This is a genomic window from Saccharopolyspora rhizosphaerae (assembly GCF_003931915.1).
Classification (GTDB): domain Bacteria; phylum Actinomycetota; class Actinomycetes; order Mycobacteriales; family Pseudonocardiaceae; genus Saccharopolyspora; species Saccharopolyspora rhizosphaerae.
In genome coordinates this window covers 571,510-593,615 of sequence record NZ_RSAA01000035.1, presented here as the reverse complement: position 1 = coordinate 593,615, position 22,106 = coordinate 571,510, and the positions used below count along the sequence as shown (strand labels likewise).

The 22,106-nt window shown below is 71.9% G+C and carries 20 protein-coding genes; 14 read left to right on the top strand and 6 right to left on the bottom strand.

What is annotated here, in order from left to right:
• Positions 1-9 precede the first annotated feature (9 nt).
• The 3 genes from EIL87_RS25735 to EIL87_RS25725 all read left to right on the top strand — a co-directional run bounded on the left by EIL87_RS25735 (position 10) and on the right by EIL87_RS25725 (position 1,869).
• Positions 10-576, top strand: a complete 567-nt coding sequence (locus EIL87_RS25735) for a DUF3558 family protein (RefSeq protein ID WP_125093139.1) — start codon at positions 10-12, stop codon at positions 574-576.
• Between the two features lie 191 nt (positions 577-767).
• Positions 768-1,097, top strand: a complete 330-nt coding sequence (locus tag EIL87_RS25730; protein WP_125093138.1) for a hypothetical protein — start codon at positions 768-770, stop codon at positions 1,095-1,097.
• 118 nt (positions 1,098-1,215) lie between these two features.
• Positions 1,216-1,869 (top strand): WXG100 family type VII secretion target, encoded by a 654-nt coding sequence (locus EIL87_RS25725; protein ID WP_125093137.1) that lies wholly within the window; start codon positions 1,216-1,218, stop codon positions 1,867-1,869.
• Positions 1,870-2,970: 1,101 nt separating this feature from the next.
• On the opposite strand, the gene EIL87_RS25710 is transcribed toward EIL87_RS25725, so the two are convergent.
• The 3 genes from EIL87_RS25710 to EIL87_RS25700 all read right to left on the bottom strand — a co-directional run bounded on the left by EIL87_RS25710 (position 2,971) and on the right by EIL87_RS25700 (position 6,297).
• The gene (locus EIL87_RS25710; RefSeq protein ID WP_125093136.1) at positions 2,971-3,843 is read right to left on the bottom strand and encodes a 1,4-dihydroxy-2-naphthoate polyprenyltransferase; all 873 of its coding nucleotides are present in this window, start codon (positions 3,841-3,843) and stop codon (positions 2,971-2,973) included.
• 35 nt (positions 3,844-3,878) lie between these two features.
• Positions 3,879-5,060, bottom strand: a complete 1,182-nt coding sequence (menE, locus tag EIL87_RS25705; protein ID WP_125093135.1) for an o-succinylbenzoate--CoA ligase — start codon at positions 5,058-5,060, stop codon at positions 3,879-3,881.
• A gap of 313 nt (positions 5,061-5,373) precedes the next feature.
• The gene (locus EIL87_RS25700; protein ID WP_125093134.1) at positions 5,374-6,297 is read right to left on the bottom strand and encodes a 1,4-dihydroxy-2-naphthoyl-CoA synthase; all 924 of its coding nucleotides are present in this window, start codon (positions 6,295-6,297) and stop codon (positions 5,374-5,376) included.
• Between the two features lie 134 nt (positions 6,298-6,431).
• Here EIL87_RS25700 and menD point away from each other — a divergent pair, with 134 nt between their 5' ends.
• Positions 6,432-8,189, top strand: coding sequence for a 2-succinyl-5-enolpyruvyl-6-hydroxy-3-cyclohexene-1-carboxylic-acid synthase (gene menD / locus EIL87_RS25695; protein WP_125093133.1), 1,758 nt, complete (start codon positions 6,432-6,434; stop codon positions 8,187-8,189).
• Between the two features lie 324 nt (positions 8,190-8,513).
• Positions 8,514-10,016 carry a M1 family metallopeptidase gene (locus EIL87_RS25690; protein ID WP_125093132.1) on the top strand — a complete coding sequence of 501 codons (1,503 nt, stop codon included), beginning with the start codon at positions 8,514-8,516 and terminating at the stop codon, positions 10,014-10,016.
• Between the two features lie 90 nt (positions 10,017-10,106).
• On the opposite strand, the gene EIL87_RS25685 is transcribed toward EIL87_RS25690, so the two are convergent.
• The gene (locus tag EIL87_RS25685) at positions 10,107-11,390 is read right to left on the bottom strand and encodes an isochorismate synthase (RefSeq protein ID WP_125093359.1); all 1,284 of its coding nucleotides are present in this window, start codon (positions 11,388-11,390) and stop codon (positions 10,107-10,109) included.
• Between the two features lie 94 nt (positions 11,391-11,484).
• Between EIL87_RS25685 and EIL87_RS25680 the strand changes: the two genes are divergently transcribed.
• The 3 genes from EIL87_RS25680 (at position 11,485) to EIL87_RS25670 (ending at position 13,670) form a co-directional block, all read left to right on the top strand.
• The gene (locus tag EIL87_RS25680) at positions 11,485-11,982 is read left to right on the top strand and encodes a DUF3592 domain-containing protein (protein WP_199740610.1); all 498 of its coding nucleotides are present in this window, start codon (positions 11,485-11,487) and stop codon (positions 11,980-11,982) included.
• 107 nt (positions 11,983-12,089) lie between these two features.
• Complete coding sequence (paaC, locus tag EIL87_RS25675) at positions 12,090-13,034, top strand: 1,2-phenylacetyl-CoA epoxidase subunit PaaC (protein ID WP_125093131.1); 945 nt, start codon at positions 12,090-12,092, stop codon at positions 13,032-13,034.
• Positions 13,035-13,157: 123 nt separating this feature from the next.
• Entirely contained in the window at positions 13,158-13,670 is a 513-nt protein-coding gene (locus EIL87_RS25670; protein WP_125093130.1) for a hypothetical protein, read from the top strand.
• Here EIL87_RS25670 and EIL87_RS25665 read toward each other — a convergent pair.
• Positions 13,663-14,514, bottom strand: a complete 852-nt coding sequence (locus tag EIL87_RS25665) for an inositol monophosphatase family protein (RefSeq protein ID WP_125093129.1) — start codon at positions 14,512-14,514, stop codon at positions 13,663-13,665. The genes EIL87_RS25670 and EIL87_RS25665 overlap by 8 nt on opposite strands.
• 177 nt (positions 14,515-14,691) lie before the next feature.
• On the opposite strand from EIL87_RS25665, the gene EIL87_RS25660 reads away from it, so the two are divergent.
• Positions 14,692-15,816, top strand: a complete 1,125-nt coding sequence (locus EIL87_RS25660) for a glycosyltransferase family 4 protein (protein WP_199740609.1) — start codon at positions 14,692-14,694, stop codon at positions 15,814-15,816.
• A gap of 34 nt (positions 15,817-15,850) precedes the next feature.
• Positions 15,851-16,540 (top strand): demethylmenaquinone methyltransferase, encoded by a 690-nt coding sequence (locus EIL87_RS25655; RefSeq protein ID WP_125093128.1) that lies wholly within the window; start codon positions 15,851-15,853, stop codon positions 16,538-16,540.
• A gap of 39 nt (positions 16,541-16,579) precedes the next feature.
• On the opposite strand, the gene EIL87_RS25650 is transcribed toward EIL87_RS25655, so the two are convergent.
• Complete coding sequence (locus EIL87_RS25650; RefSeq protein ID WP_125093127.1) at positions 16,580-17,512, bottom strand: LysR family transcriptional regulator; 933 nt, start codon at positions 17,510-17,512, stop codon at positions 16,580-16,582.
• Positions 17,513-17,610: 98 nt separating this feature from the next.
• On the opposite strand from EIL87_RS25650, the gene EIL87_RS25645 reads away from it, so the two are divergent.
• The 4 genes from EIL87_RS25645 (at position 17,611) to EIL87_RS25630 (ending at position 22,043) form a co-directional block, all read left to right on the top strand.
• Positions 17,611-18,882 carry a CitMHS family transporter gene (locus EIL87_RS25645; protein ID WP_125093126.1) on the top strand — a complete coding sequence of 424 codons (1,272 nt, stop codon included), beginning with the start codon at positions 17,611-17,613 and terminating at the stop codon, positions 18,880-18,882.
• On the top strand, positions 18,883-20,196 hold the full coding sequence (locus EIL87_RS25640; protein ID WP_125093125.1) for an acyclic terpene utilization AtuA family protein: 1,314 nt from the start codon (positions 18,883-18,885) through the stop codon (positions 20,194-20,196).
• Positions 20,159-20,482, top strand: a complete 324-nt coding sequence (locus tag EIL87_RS25635; RefSeq protein ID WP_125093124.1) for an AtuA-related protein — start codon at positions 20,159-20,161, stop codon at positions 20,480-20,482. Before EIL87_RS25640 ends, EIL87_RS25635 begins: the two co-directional genes overlap by 38 nt.
• A 262-nt stretch (positions 20,483-20,744) precedes the next feature.
• Positions 20,745-22,043: a geranylgeranyl reductase family protein gene (locus tag EIL87_RS25630; RefSeq protein WP_125093123.1), complete on the top strand. Its 1,299-nt coding sequence runs from the start codon at positions 20,745-20,747 to the stop codon at positions 22,041-22,043.
• Positions 22,044-22,106: the final 63 nt, after the last annotated feature.

Here is a 22,106-nt window from a genome sequence, read left to right as displayed (position 1 = left end):
GGAGGTCCGGTGCTCGCCAAGCGCCTGCTGATCGGTGCGGTGCTCGCGAGCACCGCCCTGTCCGGTTGCACCGCGGCGGGACCGGACCAGCCCGCGTCGCCCTCCTCGGAGCCCAGCACGACCGAGGAGTCCACCGCGAGCAGCAGCGCCCCGTCGATCACCCGCGAGGTGCCGCCCGAGCAGCGGCGGATGCTCGGCACGCTGTCCGCGCAGGACCTGTGCGGCCTCGTGCGGCCCGACGAGCTCGCCGCGCTGGCCTTCACCGTCGAGCCCGGACAGCCTCGGGAGGTCGGCATCGAGCCACCGGTCCGCGGCTGCGGCTTCGCGGACCGCAGGAACGGGCGTGAGGTCCTGATCGGGGCGCAGGCCCCGGGTCTGGCCGACCTCGGGACGGAGGAGGTCGAGCTCGGTCCGGTGCGCGGCACGCAGGTCCTCCGCGCCTCGGACTGCACCGTCTACGCCCCGGTCGCCGACGCCACCCTGCAGATCTCGGTGGTCTCCGGCGAGGCCGACTCGGACACCTGCACCACGGCCGCCGACGTCGCCCAGTACGTCCTCGCCGCCGTGGTCCGCTGACGCAGTAGTTGATCACGGACCCCTAACGCTCGCCTCGAACGTCCCCTGCTGACCTCCGGAGTCGGGTCGAATCCTCAACAACTGGGGGAGATCGCGCCGACTGCTCGCGATCCCGCGACATCGGTGAACCGTCGCGGGCTGAGGTGTGCCGACTTCACCGTGCCGTGCGATCTCCGGATGAGTGGGAAGTGGTGGCGGAGAACTTGCGCGCGATCCCGGGGGAGCTCAGCGGTTTCGGCCGGCTGCTCGACCGGAATGCCGGACATCTCCGGAAGATCGGCGGTTGGGCGGAGAGGACCGCGTCGGACACCAGCGGTTTCACCGGGTTGATGGTGACGCTGGTGCCGGCCGTCGAGGCGGCGACCGCGCTCTACGGCGGAACGCTCGACCTGGCGCAAGCCGCGCTGAAGAAGGTGCAGGCGGATCTGGCCGACGTGGTCTCGGACTACGAGGAGACCGAGCGCGCGATCGCCGCGATGTTCCAGAAGATCCAGTCCGAACTCGACGAGGTCAAGGTCTGAGGGGGCGGGAGTGGCTTCGTGCGAAGACGCCGAGAACCCGCTGGCCCTCCTCGAAGCGGATCCCAGCTGAGCCAACGGGGACCCGCTGCAGCAGGCCGTCGACGACGCGGGCTGGCAGGTGCAGGCCGTCAACTGGGTCTACGAGCAGGTCACCGGTGAGAACCTCGTCGAGCAGCTGATCACGCCGATCACCGGGGACTTCTCCCAGATCGAGGCGAACGCCGAGGCGTGGAACCAGATCGGTGACGCGCTGCGCGCGGTGCGCACGAACCTCAACCAGGGCATCTGCGACCTCCGGGGGAGCTGGGACGGTGACGGTGCGATCGCCTTCGAGGCGCTGCTGGTGAGCACCTGGACGGTCGCGCTCGAGGGCGACGCGGTGCTGGCCCAGCTCGTCGGCAAGGGCTTCACCCGGGCCGCCGAGATGTCGCGCAAGATGACCGACAAGGCCCTCGAACTGATCAAGAAGCTCGTCGACCGGCTCGTCGAAGCGGCCGCCACCGGCTGGATCCCGGGCGCCGGCTGGGCGAACGTCGTGCGCAACGTCGAGAAGTGCGTCGAGATCGTGATGGCGGTGCTGGCGCTCTTCGAGGCGCTGCAGGCGTTGTACGACTCCGTGGTGCAGCTGGTCGACGCCGTCACGAGCGCGGGCACGAACCTGGCCCAGATCAAGGACGCGAACAGCCTCGGCGACGTGGTCAACATCGGCTCCAGGCACGGGACGACGTCACGGCGGTGTCCGGAGCAGCCACCGGGACTCGCGGTGCCGTGACCGGTGTGCGCGATTCCGCCGCGGGAGTGCGCAGCGCCGCGCGGGGCGGTTCCGGCGCGGGCACGGCCGGCGGCGACCAGACGCTGTCGGCCGGGAACGTCTGAGGGGGCGCGGGATGAGCGGAGACCCGAGGACGCCGGAGGTCCGCGCGGCCGAGGAGATGCTCGAAGAGCGGATGCTCCAGGCAGAAGAGGCACTGGCGAGGCGACCCGGTTCGAGGCCGAACTGCCCGCGGTGGAGCTCACCGACGAGTGGATCGACGAGATCGAGCGGCAGATCCGCGGCGGTGACGCGCCGCCGGAGATCGCCGCCTTCCAGCGCCGGGTCGACGCAGGCGAGTTCCGCTGGCAGGACGTGGCCGACGGTGCAGCCTTCCGCGACGAGTCGGTGCGAGCGACGTTCTCGGCGAGCGTGCAGAACATGAAGCAGGCCAAGGACATGCTCGACGCGGGCTACGACCTCCCGACCGTGATTCAGCAACGACCCGAACCGGTCGGCCGGTGCCGACCTCGACGACGAACCGCCGGGATCGTTCCTGCGGTGAGGGGTGGATCGACGATGAACCGCAAGACGTTGCTCGGCATCGCCACCGGTTGGGCTGTGCTGGTCGGCTTGATCGCCGCCGTGCTCCTCGGGATCGCGGTGTTCAGCGGCACCACGCTGGCCAAGTCCTCCACGGCATCGGGCTCCTCCGGCCCGGTCTACCAGTGGGACGGCCGGCCGATGGTGATCGTCAGCTCGGACAGGAAGAAGACGGCCGTCTGCAGGGTCGTTCCCGCCCGCGGCGAGACGCGGGAGGTGACCAGCTACCGCAACGAGAGCCGGTACCGGGTCAACCGGATCACGCCCTGGTTCTCCGGTTCGGCGAAGATGACCTGCACGACACCGGTGCGGGTCCGCACCGGTTCGCAGGTGACCCTCTACGAGCTGACCACCAAGAACCGCATCGCGCAGTTCGGCGCCGTGGTGGTCGCCGTCGCACCGTTCCTCGCCGTCAGCGTCTTCGGCGTGGGAACGCGCAAGACCCGCGCGTGGACGAACGGGTCCTCGCGCGGGTCAGGCCGCTCGCGAGGACCCGCTCGCGGTGACGAGCACGACGAGTCAGCCGAAGGCCAGGGCCAGGCCGGTGATCGCGCCCCAGGCGAGCATGGCGAAGCCCGTGTCCCGAACGGCCGGGATCAGGTACAGGCCGGTGGCTCCCCGGACCACGGCCCGCAGCGGGATGAGCAGCAGCGGCAGCGCCAGGAAGCCGAGCAGCACCCAGGAGTTGCGCAGGCCGATCAGGACCGTGATGACGAACGGGACCAGGACGAGGGCCGTGTAGAGGGTCCGCGTGTCTCGGTCGCCGAGCATCACCGCGAGCGTGCGCTTGCCGGTGACCCGGTCGGACGGGATGTCGCGGAGGTTGTTGGCCACCAGCACCGCGCAGGACAACGAGCCGACGCCGACCGCCGCACCGATGCCGAACCCGGACACCGTGCCCGCCTGCACGTACATCGTGCCCAGCACGGCGACCAGTCCGAAGAACACGAACACCGCCAGCTCGCCCAGCCCCGCGTAGCCGTAGGGCTTGCTACCGCCGGTGTAGAACCAGGCGCCGGCGATGCACAGCGCGCCGACCACCAGCAACCACCACTGACCGCTCAGCGCGACGACGCCGAGCCCCGCCACCGCGGCCACGCCGAAGCACGCGAATGCCGCGTTGCGCACCGCGCGCGGGCGAGCCGACCGCGACCCGACGAGCCGGAACGGGCCCACGCGGGAGTCGTCCGTGCCCCGGATGCCGTCGGAGTAGTCGTTGGCGAAGTTCACCCCGGTGATCAGGCTCAGGGCCACCACGAGGGCCAGCAGTGCGATCAGCGGGTCGAACGAGTCCACTCCCGCGGCGGCGCCGGACCCGGCCAGCACCGGCGCGATCGCATTCGGGAAGGTGCGCACACGGGCACCCTCGATCCATTGCGCGACAGTCGCCATGCGCCTCATCTTCGCTCACGCGGGAAGGCGCTCGGCTAGGAGGTCAGCCGCTCCGCGAGCGCGCGCCGGTCCGGTTTGCCCGGTCCCCGCAGCGGGAGCTCGTCGAGCAGCGCGATGCGCTTCGGCGTCGCGACGGCTCCGAGGCGCGCGCGGACCGCGCCCCGCAGGGCGTTCACATCCGGCGGTGCGCCCTGGCTCGCGACGACGGCGGCCACCACGGCCTGACCCCACTCGGGGTCGGGCACGCCCAGCACGCAGGCCTCCTGCACGCCCGGCTGCTCGGTGAGGACCCGTTCGACCGGGAGCGGAGCGACCTTCTCGCCGCCGGTGATGATCATGTCGTCGGCCCGGCCGAGGACCTCGAGCCTGCCGTCGGTGATGCGGCCGAGGTCCCCGGTGCGGAACCAGCCGCCGGCGAAGGCGTCCGCGTCCGGCTGGTGGCGGTACCCCTGGGCCAGCATCGGTCCGGCCAGCCTGATCGGGCCGAGCTCGCCCTCCACGTCGACCTTCGCGACGTCCAGCGGAACGCCGTCGTAGACGCACCCACCTGCGGTCTCGCTCATCCCGTAGGTGGTGGTGACCGGGACGCCGCTGTCCCGCGCTCGGGACAGCAGGGCCGGCGGCGTGGCCGCGCCGCCGAGCAGCACCGCGTCGAAGCGGCGCAGCGCAGCGAGGCCCTCACCACCCTCCTGGAGCAACCGCGACAGCTGCGTCGGGACCAGAGCCGTGTAGTGCCTACCGCCGGAGCGCAGGACGTCGCGGGCGGCGACCGCGAAGGCGTCCGGGCGGAAACCGCTGGAGGTGTCGACCGCGCGCGGGGTGGTGCCGGCCAGCAACGCGCGCACCAGGACCTGCACGCCCGCGACGTGGTGGGCGGGCATCGCCAGCAACCACTCGCCGGGGCCGCCGAGCCTGCGGTGGGTGGCTTCGGCCGAGGCGCGCAGCGCCCCGGCGGGCAGCAACACGCCCTTGGCGGCACCGGTGGAGCCGGAGGTGGCGATGACCAGGGCTGTCGGGTCGTGCTCGGCGTCCTCACCGGGGGCCAGCGGGCCTGCGAGCGCGCTGATCAGGCGCTGCGCTTCCTCGGGGGAGTCGGCCGCGACCGGCAGCAGCGCGGGGCCGTCGCCGTCGAGCGCGCGGCGGAGCGCGGGCAGAACCTCCAGCGCGCCGGTTCCCGGAGGCACTTGGAGCGGCTGCAGGTCCCGGGCGTTCGGCATGGGCTCCATTCTCGGCGCCGTTCGGTGCACCGCGTCGGGCGGGATCCGAGACCTTCGCCACTAGATCACCTGTTCGAGCGATCAAGTGTTCGAACGGTCTGGCCGATGGTCTGGGTGTGAGCGGAAGGAGGAGGCCATGTTCCTCGTGTTCGTGCTGGTCGTCCCCGTACCCGGGGCACCGGCGGCGCCGCAGGGCCGACCGTGGACCGAGGCCGGCACCGAGCCGGCCGGTCCCGACCGGGAGGCCCCGGACCAGGACCGCCCGACCGGGCTGTTCCTGTCCGGAGCCTTGCCCGACGTGGAGTTCGAGGTCTCAGAAGTACCAGGGGAAGGCGGACCAGTCGGGGTCCCGCTTCTGCAGGAACGCGTCCCTGCCCTCGACGGCTTCGTCGGTCATGTAGGCGAGCCGGGTGGTCTCACCGGCGAAGAGCTGCTGACCGACGAGCCCGTCGTCGATGGCGTTGAACGCGTACTTCAGCATGCGCTGCGCCGTCGGGGACTTGCCGTTGATCTCCCGGGACCACTGCAGTGCGGTGGCCTCGAGCTCGGCGTGCGAGACGACCTCGTTGACCATGCCCATCTGGTGGGCCTGCTCGGCGGTGTAGGGGCGACCGAGGAAGAAGATCTCCCGGGCGAACTTCTGCCCGACTTGGCGGGCCAGGTAGGCCGAACCGAAGCCGCCGTCGAAGCTGCCGACGTCCGCGTCGGTCTGCTTGAACATGGCGTGCTCGGCGCTGGCCAGGGTGAGGTCGCACACCACGTGCAGGCTGTGCCCGCCGCCGGCGGCCCACCCGGGCACGACCGCGATGACGACCTTGGGCATGAAGCGGATCATCCGCTGCACTTCGAGGATGTGCAGTCGGCCCGCGCGTGCCGGGTCCACGGTCTCAGCGGTCTCGCCCCCGGCGTACTGGTAGCCGGAGCGGCCGCGGATGCGCTGGTCACCGCCCGAGCAGAAGGCCCAGCCGCCGTCCTTGGGGGACGGGCCGTTGCCGGTGATCAGCACGCAGCCCACGTCGCTGGTCATCCGCGCGTGGTCGAGCGCGCGGTGGAGCTCGTCGACGGTGTGCGGGCGGAAGGCGTTGCGGATCTCGGGGCGGTCGAAGGCGATGCGCACCGTGCCCTTGCCGGGGCCGTCCTCGACGCAGCGGTGGTAGGTGATGTCGGTGAAGTCGAAGCCCTCGACCGGCTCCCACAACTTCGGATTGAACAGCTCAGAAACAACGGGATTCTGCACACCTGGGACAATAGGGGTAGCAAGTGCTCGGCGCGGGGTCCTCCCCCGCGACCGCCCGGTGCTTGCGTGGACGTCGGAGGAGGTCGCCGCGGAGCCTCTTCCGTTGTCCGCCAGGCGATTTCAGAGGTGATCGGTTGAACCCGTCCACAGCCCAGGCTGAGGTCATCGTCGACGAGCTCGTCCGCAACGGGACGCGGCACGCGGTGCTCGCCCCGGGATCGCGCAACGCACCTCTCGCCTACGCTCTGCACCGGGCTGCGCACGCTGCGCGTCTGCGGCTGCACGTCCGGATCGACGAGCGCAGCGCCGGATTCCTGGCACTGGGACTGGCGGCACGCACGGGACGGCCGGTGCCGGTGTTCTGCACCTCGGGCACGGCGGCGAGCAACCTGCACCCGGCGGTCAGCGAGGCCTACCACTCCGGCGTGCCGCTGCTGGTCATCACGGCCGACCGGCCTCCTGAGCTGCGTGCGGCGGGTGCCAACCAGACCATCGACCAGCACCGGCTGTACGGCAGCGAGGTGCGGATGTTCGACGAGCTCGGGGTGGCCGAGGCACGCCCGGGTCAGAACGCCTACTGGCGCAGCCAGGTCTGCCGGGTGTGGAGCGCGGCGGCCCAGGGCACGCGTGGCGGGCCGGTGCACCTCAACGTGCCGTTCCGCGAGCCGTTGGTGCCCGACGGCGACGACGAGTGGTGCGAATCGCTGGCTGGGCGGGCGCACGGCGAGCGGTGGACCGAGGTCGCCGAGCACGGCGCGGCGCCGAGCTCGCTGTCGCGCCTGCGCTCCGGGCGTGGCCTGGTGCTCGTGGGCGACTGGGGTGCCGAGGAGGCCAGTGCCTGGGGCGAGCGGCTCGGCTGGCCGGTGTTGTCGGAGGTCGGCGGCGTCGGGGTCCCCGGCTCGGCAGCGATCAGCACCGGCATGTGGCTGCTCAACCTGCCCGAGTTCGTCCGGGAGCACCGCCCCGAGCAGGTCCTCTGCGTGGGACGTCCGACCGTGTTCCGCCAGGTCCAGCACTTGCTGGCCGACACCGGCGTGGAGGTGCTGCTGGCGCACGGCGGGATCGAGTGGCCCGCGCCGGCGCACAACGTGCGCGAGGTCGCCGAGACAGTCGGGACCGACGTGGCAGGAACCGACGCGGCAGGAACCGACGCGGCAGGAACCGACGTGGCAGGAACCGACGTGGCAGGGGCCGGCTCGACCGGAGCTGCGAGCTCGGTCGACACGCAGTGGCTCACGGCCTGGCAGCAGGCCGACCAGAAGGTCACCGCAGCGCTGCACGCCGCCCTCGACCTCGAGCGGTGGCCGAACGGTCCCGCGGTGGCGCGCGAGGTGGTCGACGCCCTGCCGGAGAACGCTCTGCTGGTCCTCGGTTCGTCGAACCCGAGCCGCGACGTCGCGCTCGCCGCGCGGCAGCGGCCCGACGTGCTGGTGCACCGCAACCGGGGTGCCGCGGGCATCGACGGGACGGTTTCCACGGCGATCGGTGCCGCGATCGGCCACGGTGGGCCGGCCTACGCGCTGTTGGGCGACCTGACCTTCCTGCACGACACCAACGGTCTGGTGCTCGGCCCGCTCGAGCAGCGGCCGGACCTGACGATCGTGGTGTTCAACGACGACGGCGGAGGGATCTTCAGCCTGCTGGAGCAGGGCGGTCCGGAGCACCGCGATGCCTTCGACCGCGTCTTCGGCACGCCGCACGGTGCCGACCTGAGCCACTTGTGCGCGGCGCACGGTGTCGAGCACGTCCAGGTGCCTGGGCACGCCGAGCTCCGTGACGCGCTGCGCCCTCAACCCGGGTTGCGGGTGGTCGAGGTCCGGGCGAACCGCGAGGAACTGCGGGTGGTTCACCAGCGCTTGCACGCGGCGGTGCGCTCCGCGCTGCTCGGGTGAACGGCTGCCCGGGGAACCGGGCCGGAACGCCGGGCGCGCCGACGTGGCGCTGCTCGTTGCCTCCGCGGTCACGCACACTCGTCACGGTGAAACCCGTTGGGAGCGACGCACGATCCGCCTCGCCTCGGTGCGAGCGCCGGTGTCCCTCCGGCAGGTGAGCGCGGTACGACCGGCGCGGTGACTCCCGGGCTGTCGTGTCCCCGATGGAGTGCATTCGCGTTTTTCGGCCCCGTGATGGGAAAAACTCGGTGCGAAAAGCGCGCCGGGTGTGAACGTGGTTGCCTAGTCTCCTGATCGGACGGAGAAGTTCGAGGAGGTGGCAGGGTGATCCGACGACAGGGCCTGCGCGCGGTGATCGCGACGTGCTGCGCGAGCGCGGTGTTCGCAGCACCAGCGCTGGCGGGAAGTGCTGGACCGGGATCGCCGGGGGCGGGCGATCCCTACTTCCCTGGTTACGGCAACGGCGGGTACGACGTCTCGCACTACGACCTGCAGCTGCGCTACCAGCCGGCGGACGACCACCTGCAGGGGACCGCGACGATCGTCGCGGCCGCCACGCAGGACCTGACGGCGTTCAACCTGGACTTCGCGCTCACCGCGAAGTCGGTGCGGGTCAACGGGGCGCCCGCGCAGTTCAGCCATGACGGGCTGGAACTCACCGTGACCCCGACGGCTCCGATCGCGGAGGGCACGCAGGCGACCGTCGTCGTGGAGTACGAGGGAACTCCCTCGGCCGCCGACGTCGATGGCGTCAACCCGTGGGTCCGCACCTCCGACGGCGCGCTCGCGGTCGGGCAGCCGGAGATCTCCGCGTGGTGGTTCCCCGGGAACGACCACCCGCGCGACAAGGCGACCTACGACATCGCGGTGACCGTGCCGGAGGGCACCGAGGCGCTCTCCAACGGCGTGAACACCCGCCGGAGCACCTTGGCCGGGTGGACCACCTGGAACTGGCGCAACACCGAACCGACCGCCACCTACCTGGCGTTCATGGCCATCGGCCAGTACGAGGTCCTCGACGGACCCGGCGCGTTCGGCCAGCCGTACACCACCGCCTACTCGGAGAAGCTCGGCCCGCTGACCGGTCCCGCGAAGGCGAGCATCGAACGCACTCCGGAGGTCGTGGAGTACCTGACGGAGCTCTTCGGCGAGTACCCGGTCTCCGCGCAGGGCGGTGTCGTCCCGGCGGAAGGGCTGAGCTTCGCGCTGGAGAACCAGACCCGGCCGGTGTACAGCCACAAGTTCTTCCAGGACGCGGCGAACGTGTCGGTCGTGGTCCACGAGAACGCGCACCAGTGGTTCGGCGACTCGGTGTCGGTGGACACCTGGCGCGACATCTGGATCAACGAAGGCTTCGCGTCCTACTCCGAGTGGTTGTGGTCGGAGTCGCACGGCACCGGCACCGCGCAGGAGCTGTTCGACCACTACTACAACGCCTACCCGGCCGACGACCCTTTCTGGCAGGTCCCGCCGGGTGAGCCGGGTGCCGAGAACGTCTTCCACTCCGCCGTGTACGACCGGGGAGCGATGGCGTTGCACGCGCTGCGCAATGTCGTCGGCGACGAGGTGATGCTCGACATCACCCGCACTTGGGTGGCCGAGCACCGCCACTCCACCGGCACCGTCGAGCAGTTCATCGAGCTGGCGGAGCAGAAGTCCGGCAAGCAGCTCGACGAGCTGTTCAACGCGTGGCTGTTCAGCAAGGGCAAGCCCGCGGTGAGCGCGGAGACCGGAGTGGCGGCCAGCGCGGCCCGGGAGGACGTGCCCACACCGCCGGCCGTCGCCGAGATCGACCGCGCGCACGCGCTCCTGCACGATCGCGGCTGATCCGGATCGCGGGTGCGGCGCCCCGGCGCCCACCCGCACCGCCGGGCCGCCCCGCTGCTGCCACCGGTGAGCAGGCGGAACGCCCTCGGATCAGCGGACACCTTCCAGGGCTTCGCGCACCGGCAGGAGCTTCGCCTCCGCTTCCGCGACTTCGAGGTCCGGGTCGGAGTCGGGCACGATCCCGCCGCCGGCGAACAACCTGACCCGGCCTCCACGAGCACCGCCGGACCCCGCTCCGGCGGTGTTCTGCTGCTCGATCTGACCGCAGCGCAACGCCAGCCCCAGCTCGCCGTTGCCGGTGCCGTCGATCCAGCCGATCGGGCCCGCGTATCGGCCCCGGTCCATGCGCTCCAGCTCGGAGATCAGCGGGACCGCTTCGGTTGTGGGCGTGCCTCCGACAGCGGCCGTGGGGTGCACGGCTTCGACCATGTTCAGCAGACCGGCGCCGTCCGGGGTGTCGGCGAGCTTGCCCTCCACGTCGGTGGCCAGGTGCAGCACGTTGCGCAGGCGCAGCACCGAGGGAGCCGAGGGCACCGACAGCTCGCTGCAGAACGGCCGCAGCCGCTCGGCCAGGGATTCGGCGGCGTAGGAGTGCTCGCTGCGGTTCTTGGCCGAACCGAGCAGTTCCGCGGCGATCTCGTCATCCGTGTGACCAGGGTGCGGCCAGGCCGTGCCCGCCAGCACCCGCGAGCGGACCTCGTAGCCGCGCCGTTCCAGCAGCAGTTCCGGCGTGGCGCCGACCATGCCGTCGACCGCGAACGTCCAGCAGTTGGAGTAGCGGGCGGCCAGGTTGTGCAGCAGGAACCGCTCGTCGAGCGGTTCGGAGGTGTTGGCCACCAGGTCGTGGGCGAGCACGATCTTGCGCAGTCCGCCGTCCGAGGTGCGCATCCGCCGCACGGCCTCGGCGACCGCCTGCCGGTAGCCGGTCGAGGACAGCCGGCCGTCGCTGTAGGACACCGTGCCGGGTTGCCGCACCGGCTCGACCTCCAGCTCCGGCGCGTCATCGATCGTGGTGATCCAGCGGACCCCGTCGCGCTCCCCGACGACGACCTCGGGCAGCACCAGGACCGAGTCGCCGGGGTCGTCGGCGAAGGCCAGGCTGGCGAAGGCCACCGGGCCGCACCCCGGCAGGCCCACCGCGTCCTCGACGTCGATGTGCCGGCACAGCTGCCGCCACCAGGCGTCGGCGTCGAGGAAGCGATCCGCGCCGGAGGTGTCGAGTCGAGCCGCGCACCCCCACCCGACCAGGCCTTCTCCCTCGCGGACCCAGCTCAGCGACTCGCCGCCGGGCAGCAGGTCCAGCAGCGGCCGGTCGTGCCGCGGGTCGGTGGGATCGAGCCTCCGGGTGCGCGCCGTCAGCCGCCAGGATGTCATCGCCACGCTTGGAGCGTATGCGGCGTGAGGAGGGGAGTGGGCTGAGCGGCCACGTGGCTCTCGACACGACCCCGGCCCCCTACAATCGGTCACTGTGGCAGGCGACGCGGTGACCCAGGACGCGGCCGACTCAGTGACCGGGCCGGACACGGACGGTCATCAGTCGGCGTCGAAACCCTCGCCTGGCCGAGTTCGCCACCGGGTGGCGATCGGCGTGCTCATCGTCGGGTCGTTGCTGACGGTCATGGGCTTGTCGATCATCGGTGCCTGCTTTATCAACGACCGCACGATCGTGGAATCGCGAGGTCAGGCGGTCGCCGAGGTCGTCGACACCTCGCTGACCCGGACCGTGGTGCGGTTCAACACCGAGGACGGCCGGGTCTACATCCCGCCGAACGGCGTGCTCTACCCGACGGACCTCCAGGTCGGGCAGACGGTCCGCGTGGAGTACGACTCCCGCAATCCCGACCTGGTGCGGGTCGCCGGCCGCAACGCCGTGATCTCGCTGCTGCCGGTGTCCAGCTCGCTCGCGGTCGTGTGGGCGGTGACTCTGCCCGCGTATTGGCTGCTCAGGAGATCGGGCAAGGACTGAAGGCCCTTCCGGGAACCCCCGCCCGGTGCCAGACTGGGGATCCGCCGAAAGGGGGTCGGTGGCCGACAGCTCGCAACGCCGGCCCCGCGTCTGCGAGGTCGTTGCCGATGAACACCCCCAGAGCGCGATCCACCTCGTCGCAGCCCCAGGTCCCGCAACAGCAGCAGTGGGTACTCGGCGCTCCCGTGCTGTCCACGGTCGACCGCTCGGTACCCGCTGAAGCGAACCCGGCGGACTTGGCGCTGTACTGCACGATGCTCGGCGACGACGCCCTGGTGCTCGCCCACCGGCTGTCCGAGTGGGGGGTGCGCGCGGGTCTGGAGGAGTCGGCCTCACTCGGCGAGATCGCGCACGAGCTGCTGGGGCAGGCACGGGTCCTCTACGGGCGGGCGTCCGAGATCGAACCGGGGCAGGACGAGGACCAGCTCGCCTACCTGCGAGAACCCGCCGAGTTCCGGAACGTGCGGCTGGTGGAGGTCGACTTCGGCCCAGGCTCCGGCGGCGACTTCCCGACCACGGTCGCGCGACTGCTGCTGTTCACCAACTGGCGGCTCGCCCTCTTCGAGGAGCTGACCGGCAGCCGGGACGCGGTGCTGGCGACGCTGGCCGCGCGCTCGTTGCACAAGCTCGCCCAGCACCGCGACCACGCAGCCCAGTGGGTGATCAAGCTCGGCGATTCCGGACCCGGCGGGCCAGGCCTGATGAGCGCCGGGTTGCGCCGGGTGTGGCCGCTGGCCGCCGAGCTGTTCGTGCCCCACCCGGTCGAGGCGCGGCTGGCGGACGCCGGGTGCGGCGTCGACCCCTCCCGGGTGCGGTCGAGGGTCGGCCAAGCCCTCGACGAGACGTTCTCCATCGCACGCCTGCGCGATCCGGTGCCCACCGAGTTCGGCGAGTTCATCCGCCCGGGCGGGCGCGACGGTGCGCACACCGGCGCGATGGAGTTCCTGCTGGCCGACCTGCAGTACCTGGCCAGGGCCGGGTTGGCCGGCAACCGGCTGCCGTCGCGCCCCCGCGACGAGCGGAGTTTCGGAACCGAAACCGAAGATGAGTAGTTCCCCGCACGCCGAGCGGCGCAGCCCCGGAGCACAGTGAGCGAGGGGGTGAGGAACGTCGGAAGTGAGTGCGTGGGTCTTCCGCGTTCCCGTGTCGGGGTCTAGTGGAAGGGCGCGGCTCGGATGGCCGAGATCTGGTTGCAGGTGCTCGTGGCGGTGCTGGCCGGGTGCACCGGAGCGGGCGTGGCGCTCGCCGTTCGCCGAAGTCGTGGAGGACCGGCTCGGGAGCAGTCGCAGGAGCCGGAACCGCTGCCGCAGCACGAGCCGGACGTGTGGGAACCGTTCGTGCAGCACTGCGAGCAGGCGGTGCTGCGCGCGAGCCGGGCGGTGGAGGCGATGTCCTCGCAGCAGGCCCGCAACTCGCTGCAGACCGTCGTGCGCCGGATGGACGCCGAGCTGCCCACCCTGCGCGTGTTCGCCGAGCTCGGCCGGGGCCTGGGGGACACGCCTCGTGATGCCGAGATCGCGCGCCGGGTGCGGGCCGAGCTCGCCCACGCCGAGCGGCTCTTCGCGGAGATCACCGGCGAGGTGCTCAGCCTCGTCGGGGGCCTCGACCCGGAGCGGGTCCAGGCGCTGCGCGCCCGCTTCCCGCTGCTGCACCCGCTCTCCGCGGTGCTGCCCGAACCGGTCAGCTAGCTGGGACCCGGGCTGCCTGCGTCCACCACTCGTGGACGTCGGCGGCGGCACCGGGTGCGGCCACGAGCAGCCCGTCGCGCGGCAGCGGATCGGGTTCGCCGCGCCGGTTGAGGACCGTGGCACCGGCCTCGCCGGCCAGCGCGAGCGCACCGGCGACGTCCCACTCCTGGTAGTCGTCGAGCACGGCGGCGACGGTGTGCCCGAGCGCCACCTGGGTGATGGCCAGCGCGGGTGAGCCCAGCAAGCGGACGCCGACCTGGGCGGCAGCGGCGTTGGTGATGAACCGGTCCATGCCCGGCCACGGCCCGTCCTTGGTCAGCTCGGTGCACACGACACCACCGCGGAACTCGCTCCGGTCCGGTAGCCGCACCGGGGTGCCGTTGGCCCGAGTGCCGCGCCCGCGGGCGGCCGCGTAGATCTGCGTGCGGTACGGGTCGGCGACCACGCCGACCACCGGTCCGTGCGCGTCGAGCATGGCCAGGCTGTAGGCGCACCAGGGGAGCCCGGCGACGTAGTTGGCGGTGCCGTCCACCGGGTCGACCGACCAGCGGAACGGCGAGCCGCCCTGCTGCGGGAGTCCGCTCGGTTCCTCACCGAACTCCTCGCCGAACACCGGCGTGCCGGGGAACTCGTCGGCGAGGACGCGGCGGGTGTGCCGCTCCAGCGTGCGACCGGTGTCGGTGACCCAGTCGAACGGCGATTCGCTGGGTTCAGGGCGCGCCCCTCGTCCCGCGGTCGCGATGATCACGTCGGCCGCGTCGTTGGCCAGCCGGCCGGCGACCTCGAAAGCCCGTGAGACGAGGGCGGGTTCGATCTGGGCGGGAGGAGTGGACGGGACAGTCATGCCTCCCCAGCCTCCGCGCGGCGGGTGACCGCCCGGCAACGCGGAGGTGACCGGTCGAGGAGCCGCAGGCCACGTTTGCGGGCCGGTGGCGCTGTTGGGGCGGTCTTCGACCGTCGTTGGCGCCGATGTCACGTGGGCGTGGGTTGTTCGCCGGAACCGGCGGCGACGGTGACCGGCGTGCGCATCGCGATCGTGACCGAGAGCTTCCTGCCGCAGATCAACGGCGTCACGAACTCGGTGTTGCGGGTGCTGGAGCACTTGCGCCGCCGAGGTGACCAGGCCCTGGTGATCGCGCCCGGGACCGGTGAGGACGAGTACGCGGGTTTCCCCGTCCTGCGGCTGCCCGCGGTGGACCTCCCGATCGTGTCCTCGCTGCCCATCGGGCTCCCGAACCGCCGCGTGCTGCGCGGGCTCCAGGAGTTCGGCCCGGACGTGGTCCACCTGGCCTCGCCGTTCGTGGTGGGCGCGCGCGGGCTCAACGCGGCCCGCCGGTTGGGCGTGCCGACGGTCGCCGTCTACCAGACCGACGTCGCGGGGTTCGCCGAGTCCTACGGGCTCGGGCTGACCGCCAAGGCGGCGTGGCGGTGGATCCGCCGCCTTCATCAGCACGCCGACCGCACCCTGGCCCCGTCGACGTGGGCGGTGGAGACGCTGCGCGAGCAGGGCGTCCCCCGCGTGCACCGGTGGGGTCGCGGCGTGGACACGGAGCGGTTCGCGCCGCACAAGCGCGATGGGCAACTGCGCTCCGAGCTGGCCCCGAACGGCGAGCTGCTGGTGGGCTACGTCGGTCGGCTCGCCCCGGAGAAGCGCGTCGAGCGGCTCGCCGAGCTCGACGGCCAGCCCGGTGTGCAGGTGGTCGTGGTCGGTGACGGCCCGGAGCGCGAGCGGTTGCGCGCACAGCTGCCGCACGCGGCGTTCCTCGGTCAGCGCACCGGTGAGGAGCTGGCCGGGATCTGCGCGAGCCTCGACGTGTTCGCGCACACCGGCCCGCACGAGACCTTCTGCCAGGCGGTGCAGGAGGCGATGGCCTCCGGTGTCCCGGTCGTCGCTCCCGACGCGGGCGGGCCTCGCGACCTCGTCGAGGTGGGCCGCACGGGGTACCTGCTCCCGGCCCACGACGACGCCGAGCACGCCGCGGCACTGCGCCAGGCCATCGATGACCTGCGCGATCCCGCTCGTCGCGAACTCTTCGGGGCCCGCGCCCGGGCGGCGGTCGCGGGGCGCACCTGGCCCGCGCTCTGCCGCCAGCTGGTGGACCACTACGCCGCCGTGAGGGGCCACGCGGAGCCGGCAGCTGCCTGAACCCGCGTGCGCGTGGGCCACGTACGCTTCGGGTGTGTCTCGGGCAGGCTTGGACAAGAACCCTCGCGAAGTCGCTGCGATGTTCGACGGTGTCGCGCGCCGCTACGACCTGACCAACACCGTCCTGTCCTTCGGGCAGGACCGGCGCTGGCGGAAGGTCACCCGGCAGCTGCTCGCTCCGCAGCAGGACGAGAAGGTCCTCGACCTGGCCGCGGGCAGCGGTGTGTCGACGGTCGAGTTCGCCCGCTCCGGCGCGTACTGCGTGGCGGCCGACTTCTCGCTGGGGATGCTCTCGGTCGGCAAGGACCGAGGGGTGCCGCTGGTGGCGGCCGACGCCCTGCACCTGCCCTTCGCCGACGACGCCTTCGACGCGGTGACGATCTCGTTCGGCCTGCGCAACCTCGCCGACACGGTCGCCGGCCTGCGCGAGATGCGCCGCGTGGTCCGGCCCGGCGGACGTCTGGTGGTCTGCGAGTTCTCCACCCCGACCTGGCAGCCGTTCCGCGGCGTCTACATGAACTACCTGATGCGCGCGTTGCCGCCGATCGCTCGTGCGGTGTCGTCCAACCCGGACGCCTACGTCTACCTGGCCGAGTCCATCCGCTCCTGGCCTGACCAGCGCGCTCTCGCCGAGCTCATCGCCGAGGCAGGCTGGACCGACACCACCTGGAAGAACCTCACCAGCGGTGCCGTGGCCGTCCACCACGCCACCAACCCCGCCTGACCAGCACCGACCACCCACCTGGCACGCCGGGTGCGGAGTTCAGCCGTGCGAGGGCCGCAGCCAGGTGGTCTCCGGAACCGTGGTCCGCGTCGTGGTGATGGCGCGGGCGAAGGCTTGGGTGGCCGGGGCCTGTGCGCGGCGGGGATCGCGGACCACTGCGATGCGGCGACGGGTCTCCGGCTCGACCAGGGGCACGTGGGTCAGGCCGGCGAAGGCGACCAGCGGCAGGACCGTGCCGGGCATGACGGCTGCGCCCAGGCCCGCTGCGACCAGGCCGGCGACCGCGGTGATGTTCCGGGACGCCAGGACCACGCGGGGGTGCGCCTCGGCCGCGGCGAAGGCTCGGTCGGCGTGCTGCCGGATGCTGGAGTCCGGGCGGAAGGCGATGTGCGGCTCGGTCGCCAGCTCCGACCAGGTCAGCGCCTCGCGCGCGGAGAAGCGGTGCTCGGGTGGGAAGACCGCGCACATGCGGTCGGTCGCGATGGGGTGCACCGCGAGGTCCGGCAGGGGCCCGGCGACGACGGTGACGCCCAGGTCGACAGCGCCCGCGCGGACCTTCGCGAGGACGTCGTCGGACATGCCGTCCTCGATCGTGAGCTCGACGTCCGGGTGCTCGGCGCGGTAGGCCGAGACCACCGGCGGCAGCAGGATCGCGGCCATCGACGGCAGGGCCGCGACTCGGACCCGCCCCCGGGTTCCGGCCAGGAAGCCGTGGAAGTGGTTGAGCCCGGCGTCGAAGGAATCGACCACCCGCCGCGCTACCCGGCAGAACTCCTCGCCTTCCGGGGTCGTGACGAGGTGCCGGGTGGTGCGCTGGAACAGCGTGATGCCGAGCTTGCGCTCGACGTCGCGCACCGCGCGGCTGGTGGAGGACTGGGCCAGGTGCAACCGCTCGGCGGCCGGGGTGAACCCGCCGGTGTCGTGCACCGCGAGGACCAGGCGGAGCTGCTGCACGGTCAGATCCATGCCCATGGCGCATGAAGCTATCAATTTTCCTTGCTTGACCCGCATGGGCGGTGTGGATCACAGTTCTCGCGACCGTTCCCCACGGCGGTGTTCGGAGGTCGCCCATGCTCGCCGCGAGCGGATTCCTGACGATCGGCCTGTTCCTGGCCCTGGTCCTCTCGCGCCGGGTGTCGGTGCTGTTCGCCCTCACCCTGGTGCCCCTCGCGGCGGCGCTGCTCAGCGGTCACGGCAGCGAGCTCGGTGCGCTCGTGGCCGAAGGCCTGGTCACCGTCGCGCCGGTGGCCATCATGATCACCTTCGCGGTGCTCTACTTCAGCCTCATGATCGACGCGGGGTTGTTCGACCCCGCCGTCTCGCGGATCCTGCGCTGGGCCAAGGGCGATCCGCTCAAGATCACCGTCGGCACTGCCCTGCTGACGCTCCTGGTCGCCCTCGACGGTGACGGGGCCTCCACCTTCCTGATCACGGTCTCCGCGCTGCTGCCGATCTACCAGCGGCTGGGGATGCGGCGGATCGTGCTGGCCGGTGTGGTCTGCCTCGGTGCCGGGGTGATGAACATGGTGCCGTGGGGCGGTCCGACCGCCCGGGCGATGGCCGCGCTCTCGCTCGACTCCGCGCAGGTCTTCCTGCCGGTGCTGCCCGCCATGGCGGCCGGGATCTGCTGGGTGCTGGTGGCGGCGTTCCTCATCGGCCGCTCCGAGCGCAAGCGGCTCGGCGTCGTGGCCCTCGACGCGGTCGAGCCCGTGCGGCTGACCGGCGCCGACCGGGTGCGGTTCTGGGTCAACGCGCTGCTCACCCTGGCGCTGGTCGGTTGCCTGCTCGCCCAGATCGCCGACCTCGAGGTGCTGTTCCTGGTGGCCTTCCTGATCGCGCTGCTGGTCAACCGCCCGTCGTGGCAGGGCCAGCAGGAGCTGTTCGCGAAGCACGCCTACAACGTGGTGCTGGTCGCCGTGGTGATCTTCGCGGCGGGTGTGTTCACCGGCATCCTCACCGGCAGCGGCATGATCAAGGCGATGGCCGAGAGCCTGGTCGCGGTCATCCCGGACGCGGGTGGCGCGGTGCTGCCGGTGGTGACCGCGCTCGCGGGGATGCCGCTGAGCCTGGTGTTCACCCCGGACGCCTTCTACTACGGCGTGGTTCCCGTGCTGGCCGAAACCAGCGCGGCGCTCGGCGGCGATCCGGCGGCCATCGGGCGGGCGGCGATCCTCGGCCAGATGACCACCGGGTTCCCGCTGAGCCCGCTGACCGCCTCCACGTTCATCCTGCTCGGCATGTCGAAGGTCGACCTCGGCGACCACCAGCGGTTCATCTTCGGGTGGGCCTTCGGCACCACCGCGGTGATGACGGTGGTCGCCCTGCTCACGGGAGTGCTCTAGGTGCGGATCGGGAGCGGGGCCGGATTCGCCGGGGACCGGGTCGAGCCGGCGGTGCAGCTCGCCCCCGCCGGGGTGGACGACCTGGTGCTGGAGTGCTTGGCCGAACGCACCATCGCCCTCGGGCAGCAACGCAGGTTGGCCGATCCGGACCTGGGCCACGACCCGCTGCTGCGGACCCGCTTCGAGCGGCTGCTGCCGGTCGCGGTGGCGGCTGGGGCACGGGTCATCACCAACATGGGCGCGGCGCACCCGTTGCGAGCGGGCGAGGTCACCCGCGAGGTCATGGCGGAGGCGGGGCTGACCGGACGGGTCGCCGTGCTCACCGGCGACGACGTGCTGGACCGGATCGACCCCGGTGGGCCGGCTCTGGAGGACGGCGTGCCGCTGGCCGAGCACGGGGAGATCGTCTCGGCCAACGCCTACCTGGGAGCGGAGGCTCTGCTGCCGGCGCTGGACGCCGACGTGGTGATCACCGGCCGGGTCGCCGACCCCTCGCTGTTCGTGGCCCCGATCGCGCAGCGGATGGGGTGGGACCTCGACGACGTGCCGCGCACCGCTGCGGCGACCCTGGTCGGGCACGTCCTGGAGTGCGCCGGGCAGGTCACCGGCGGGTACTACGCCGACCCGGGGGTCAAGGACGTGCCGGGGCTGGCCGAGCTGGGCTTCCCGTTCGCCGACGTCGCCGCTGACGGCAGCGCGACCATCGGCAAACCCGCGGGCAGCGGGGGGGCGGTGACGGTCGGGACGGTCCGCGAGCAGCTGCTCTACGAGGTCACCGACCCGACCGGGTACCGCACGCCCGACGTGGTCCTGGACTTCCGCGAGGTCCGCGCGGAGCGGGCCGGGGAGGACCGGGTCCGGATCGGCGGAGCGCGTGGGCGCCCCAGACCCGAGGAGCTGAAGGTCAGCGTCGGCTACCGCGCAGGTCACCGGGCCGAGTGCGGCATCAGCTACGCCGGTCCGGGAGCCGCCGACCGGGCCCGGCTGGCCGCCGACGTCGTCACCGAGCGGCTGCGCGGGACCGGGTTGCGGGTGCGCGCCGACGTCCTGGGCGCGGTGGGCGACCCGAACGGCGAGTGCCGACTGCGGGTGGCGGCGATGGCGCAGGACCGGGCGGCGGCGCAGGTCGTCTGCCACGAGGTCGAATCGCTCTACACCAACGGCCCGGCCGGAGGCGGTGGTGTGCGCACGGACGTGCGCGAGGTGGTCGGGATCGTCTCCGCGCTCATCCCGAGGGCCGACGTGAGCACGCAGGTCACGACCTTGGAGGTGCCGGATGCGACTGCACGAGGTCGCGCACTGCCGCGCGGGTGACAAGGGGGACACCTCGACCCTCTCGGTGTTCCCGCTCGACGACGCCGACTACGACCGGCTGCGCCAGGAGCTCACCGCGGACCGGGTCCGCGCGCACCTGGGGGACCAGGTCAGGGGCGAGGTCGTCCGCTACGAGCTGCCGCTGCTCAAGGCGCTGCAGTTCGTCTGCCACCAGGCCCTCGGCGGAGGTGTCACGACCTCGCTCGCGCTCGACACCCACGGCAAGACCCTCAGCTCCCGGCTCCTCGCGCTGGACCTGGGCAGTTCCCGCCACGACCCGACCTGACCGCACTCCGCTCACCCCGGCGACCGCCAGGGTCGCGACTGCGGAGGCCACCGGTGATCAGAGGTTCACATCACCGGGGTGGCCGGGTCGCTGCGCGTGGTGCTGGGAAGGCTGTGATCAGGACCGGAACAGCGGTACTCCTCACCCGGGTGGCCTAGGCGAAAGGGTCGATCGGGCTGGTGCAGCGGCTTAGACTCGGGAGTTAGTGAACTCGTTCACAAGCGGGTTTCGCACCGAGCACTGCACTAGTTCGAGGAGTGTCATGACCAGCGCCACCAGCCGCCGCCGACCGGACGATGACGCCGACGTGATCGTCGTCGGGGCAGGACCGGCCGGATCGACGGCTGCGACGTACCTGGCCAGGGCGGGACTGGACGTCCTGCTGCTGGAGAAGAGCGTCTTCCCGCGGGAGAAGGTCTGCGGCGACGGGATCACGCCACGGGGCGTCAAGCAGCTCATCGACCTGGGCATCGACACCCGGGAGGAAGCCGGCTGGCTGCACAACAGGGGCCTGCGGGTCGTCGGCGGCGGAGTCAGCCTGGAGCTCGACTGGCCGAGCCTGTCCGACTTCCCGCCGTACGGGGTGGTCCGGCCGCGCAACGACTTCGACGACCTGCTCGCCCGCAACGCGCAGCGCGCCGGGGCGAGGCTGCTCCAGCAGACCAGCGTCAGCGGTGCGCTCACCGACGAGCGCACCGGCCGGGTCGTCGGCGTCGAGGCCAAGACCGGTCCGGAGCGCACGCCGGTCACCTACCGGGCTCCGCTGGTGGTCGCCTGCGACGGGGTGTCGGCGCGGCTGGCGCTGTCGATGGGCATCGCCAAGCGGGACGACCGCCCGATGGGCGTGGCCGTGCGCCGCTACTACACCAGCCCGCGCACCAAGGACGACTTCCTCGAGTCGCACCTGGAGCTCTGGGACAAGTCCGATCCCGCCGAACCGCGGCTGCTGCCGGGCTACGGCTGGATCTTCGGCATGGGCGACGGGACCGTGAACGTCGGGCTGGGGATCCTGTCGACCTCGTCGGCGTACGGCAAGACCGACTACCGGCAGTTGATGCGCTCTTGGTTGGACGGGACCCCCGAGGAGTGGGGGTTCCGGGAGCACAACGCCAGCGGCAAGATCGGCGGCGCCGCGCTGCCGATGGGCTTCAACCGCACCCCGCACTACCGCGACGGCCTGCTGCTGGTCGGTGACGCGGGCGGCATGGTCAACCCGTTCAACGGCGAGGGCATCGCCTACGCGATGCAGTCGGCGCGGCTGGCGGCCGAGTGCGTGGTGCACGCGATGGCGCGGCCGACCGCGGATTCCCGGGAACAGGCGCTGCGCCGCTACCCGACGGCCGTGCAGCAGGAGCTCGGCGGTTACTTCCGGCTCGGCAACATCTTCAGCAAGTTGATTGGCAATCCGACCGTCATGCGGGTGGCCACCAAGCACGGTCTCCCGCGGCGGACGTTGATGCGATTCGTGTTGAAGCTGCTGGCAAATCTTTACGACGAGAAGGGCGGGGACGTCATGGACCGTGTGATCAGCACCACTACTCGCGCCACCCCTAGCGCGTGACCGCGAGTGTCTGGTCAGATGTCTCGGCAAGGGTGAGAGAAGTCATAAAGTTAGGTTCGCCTC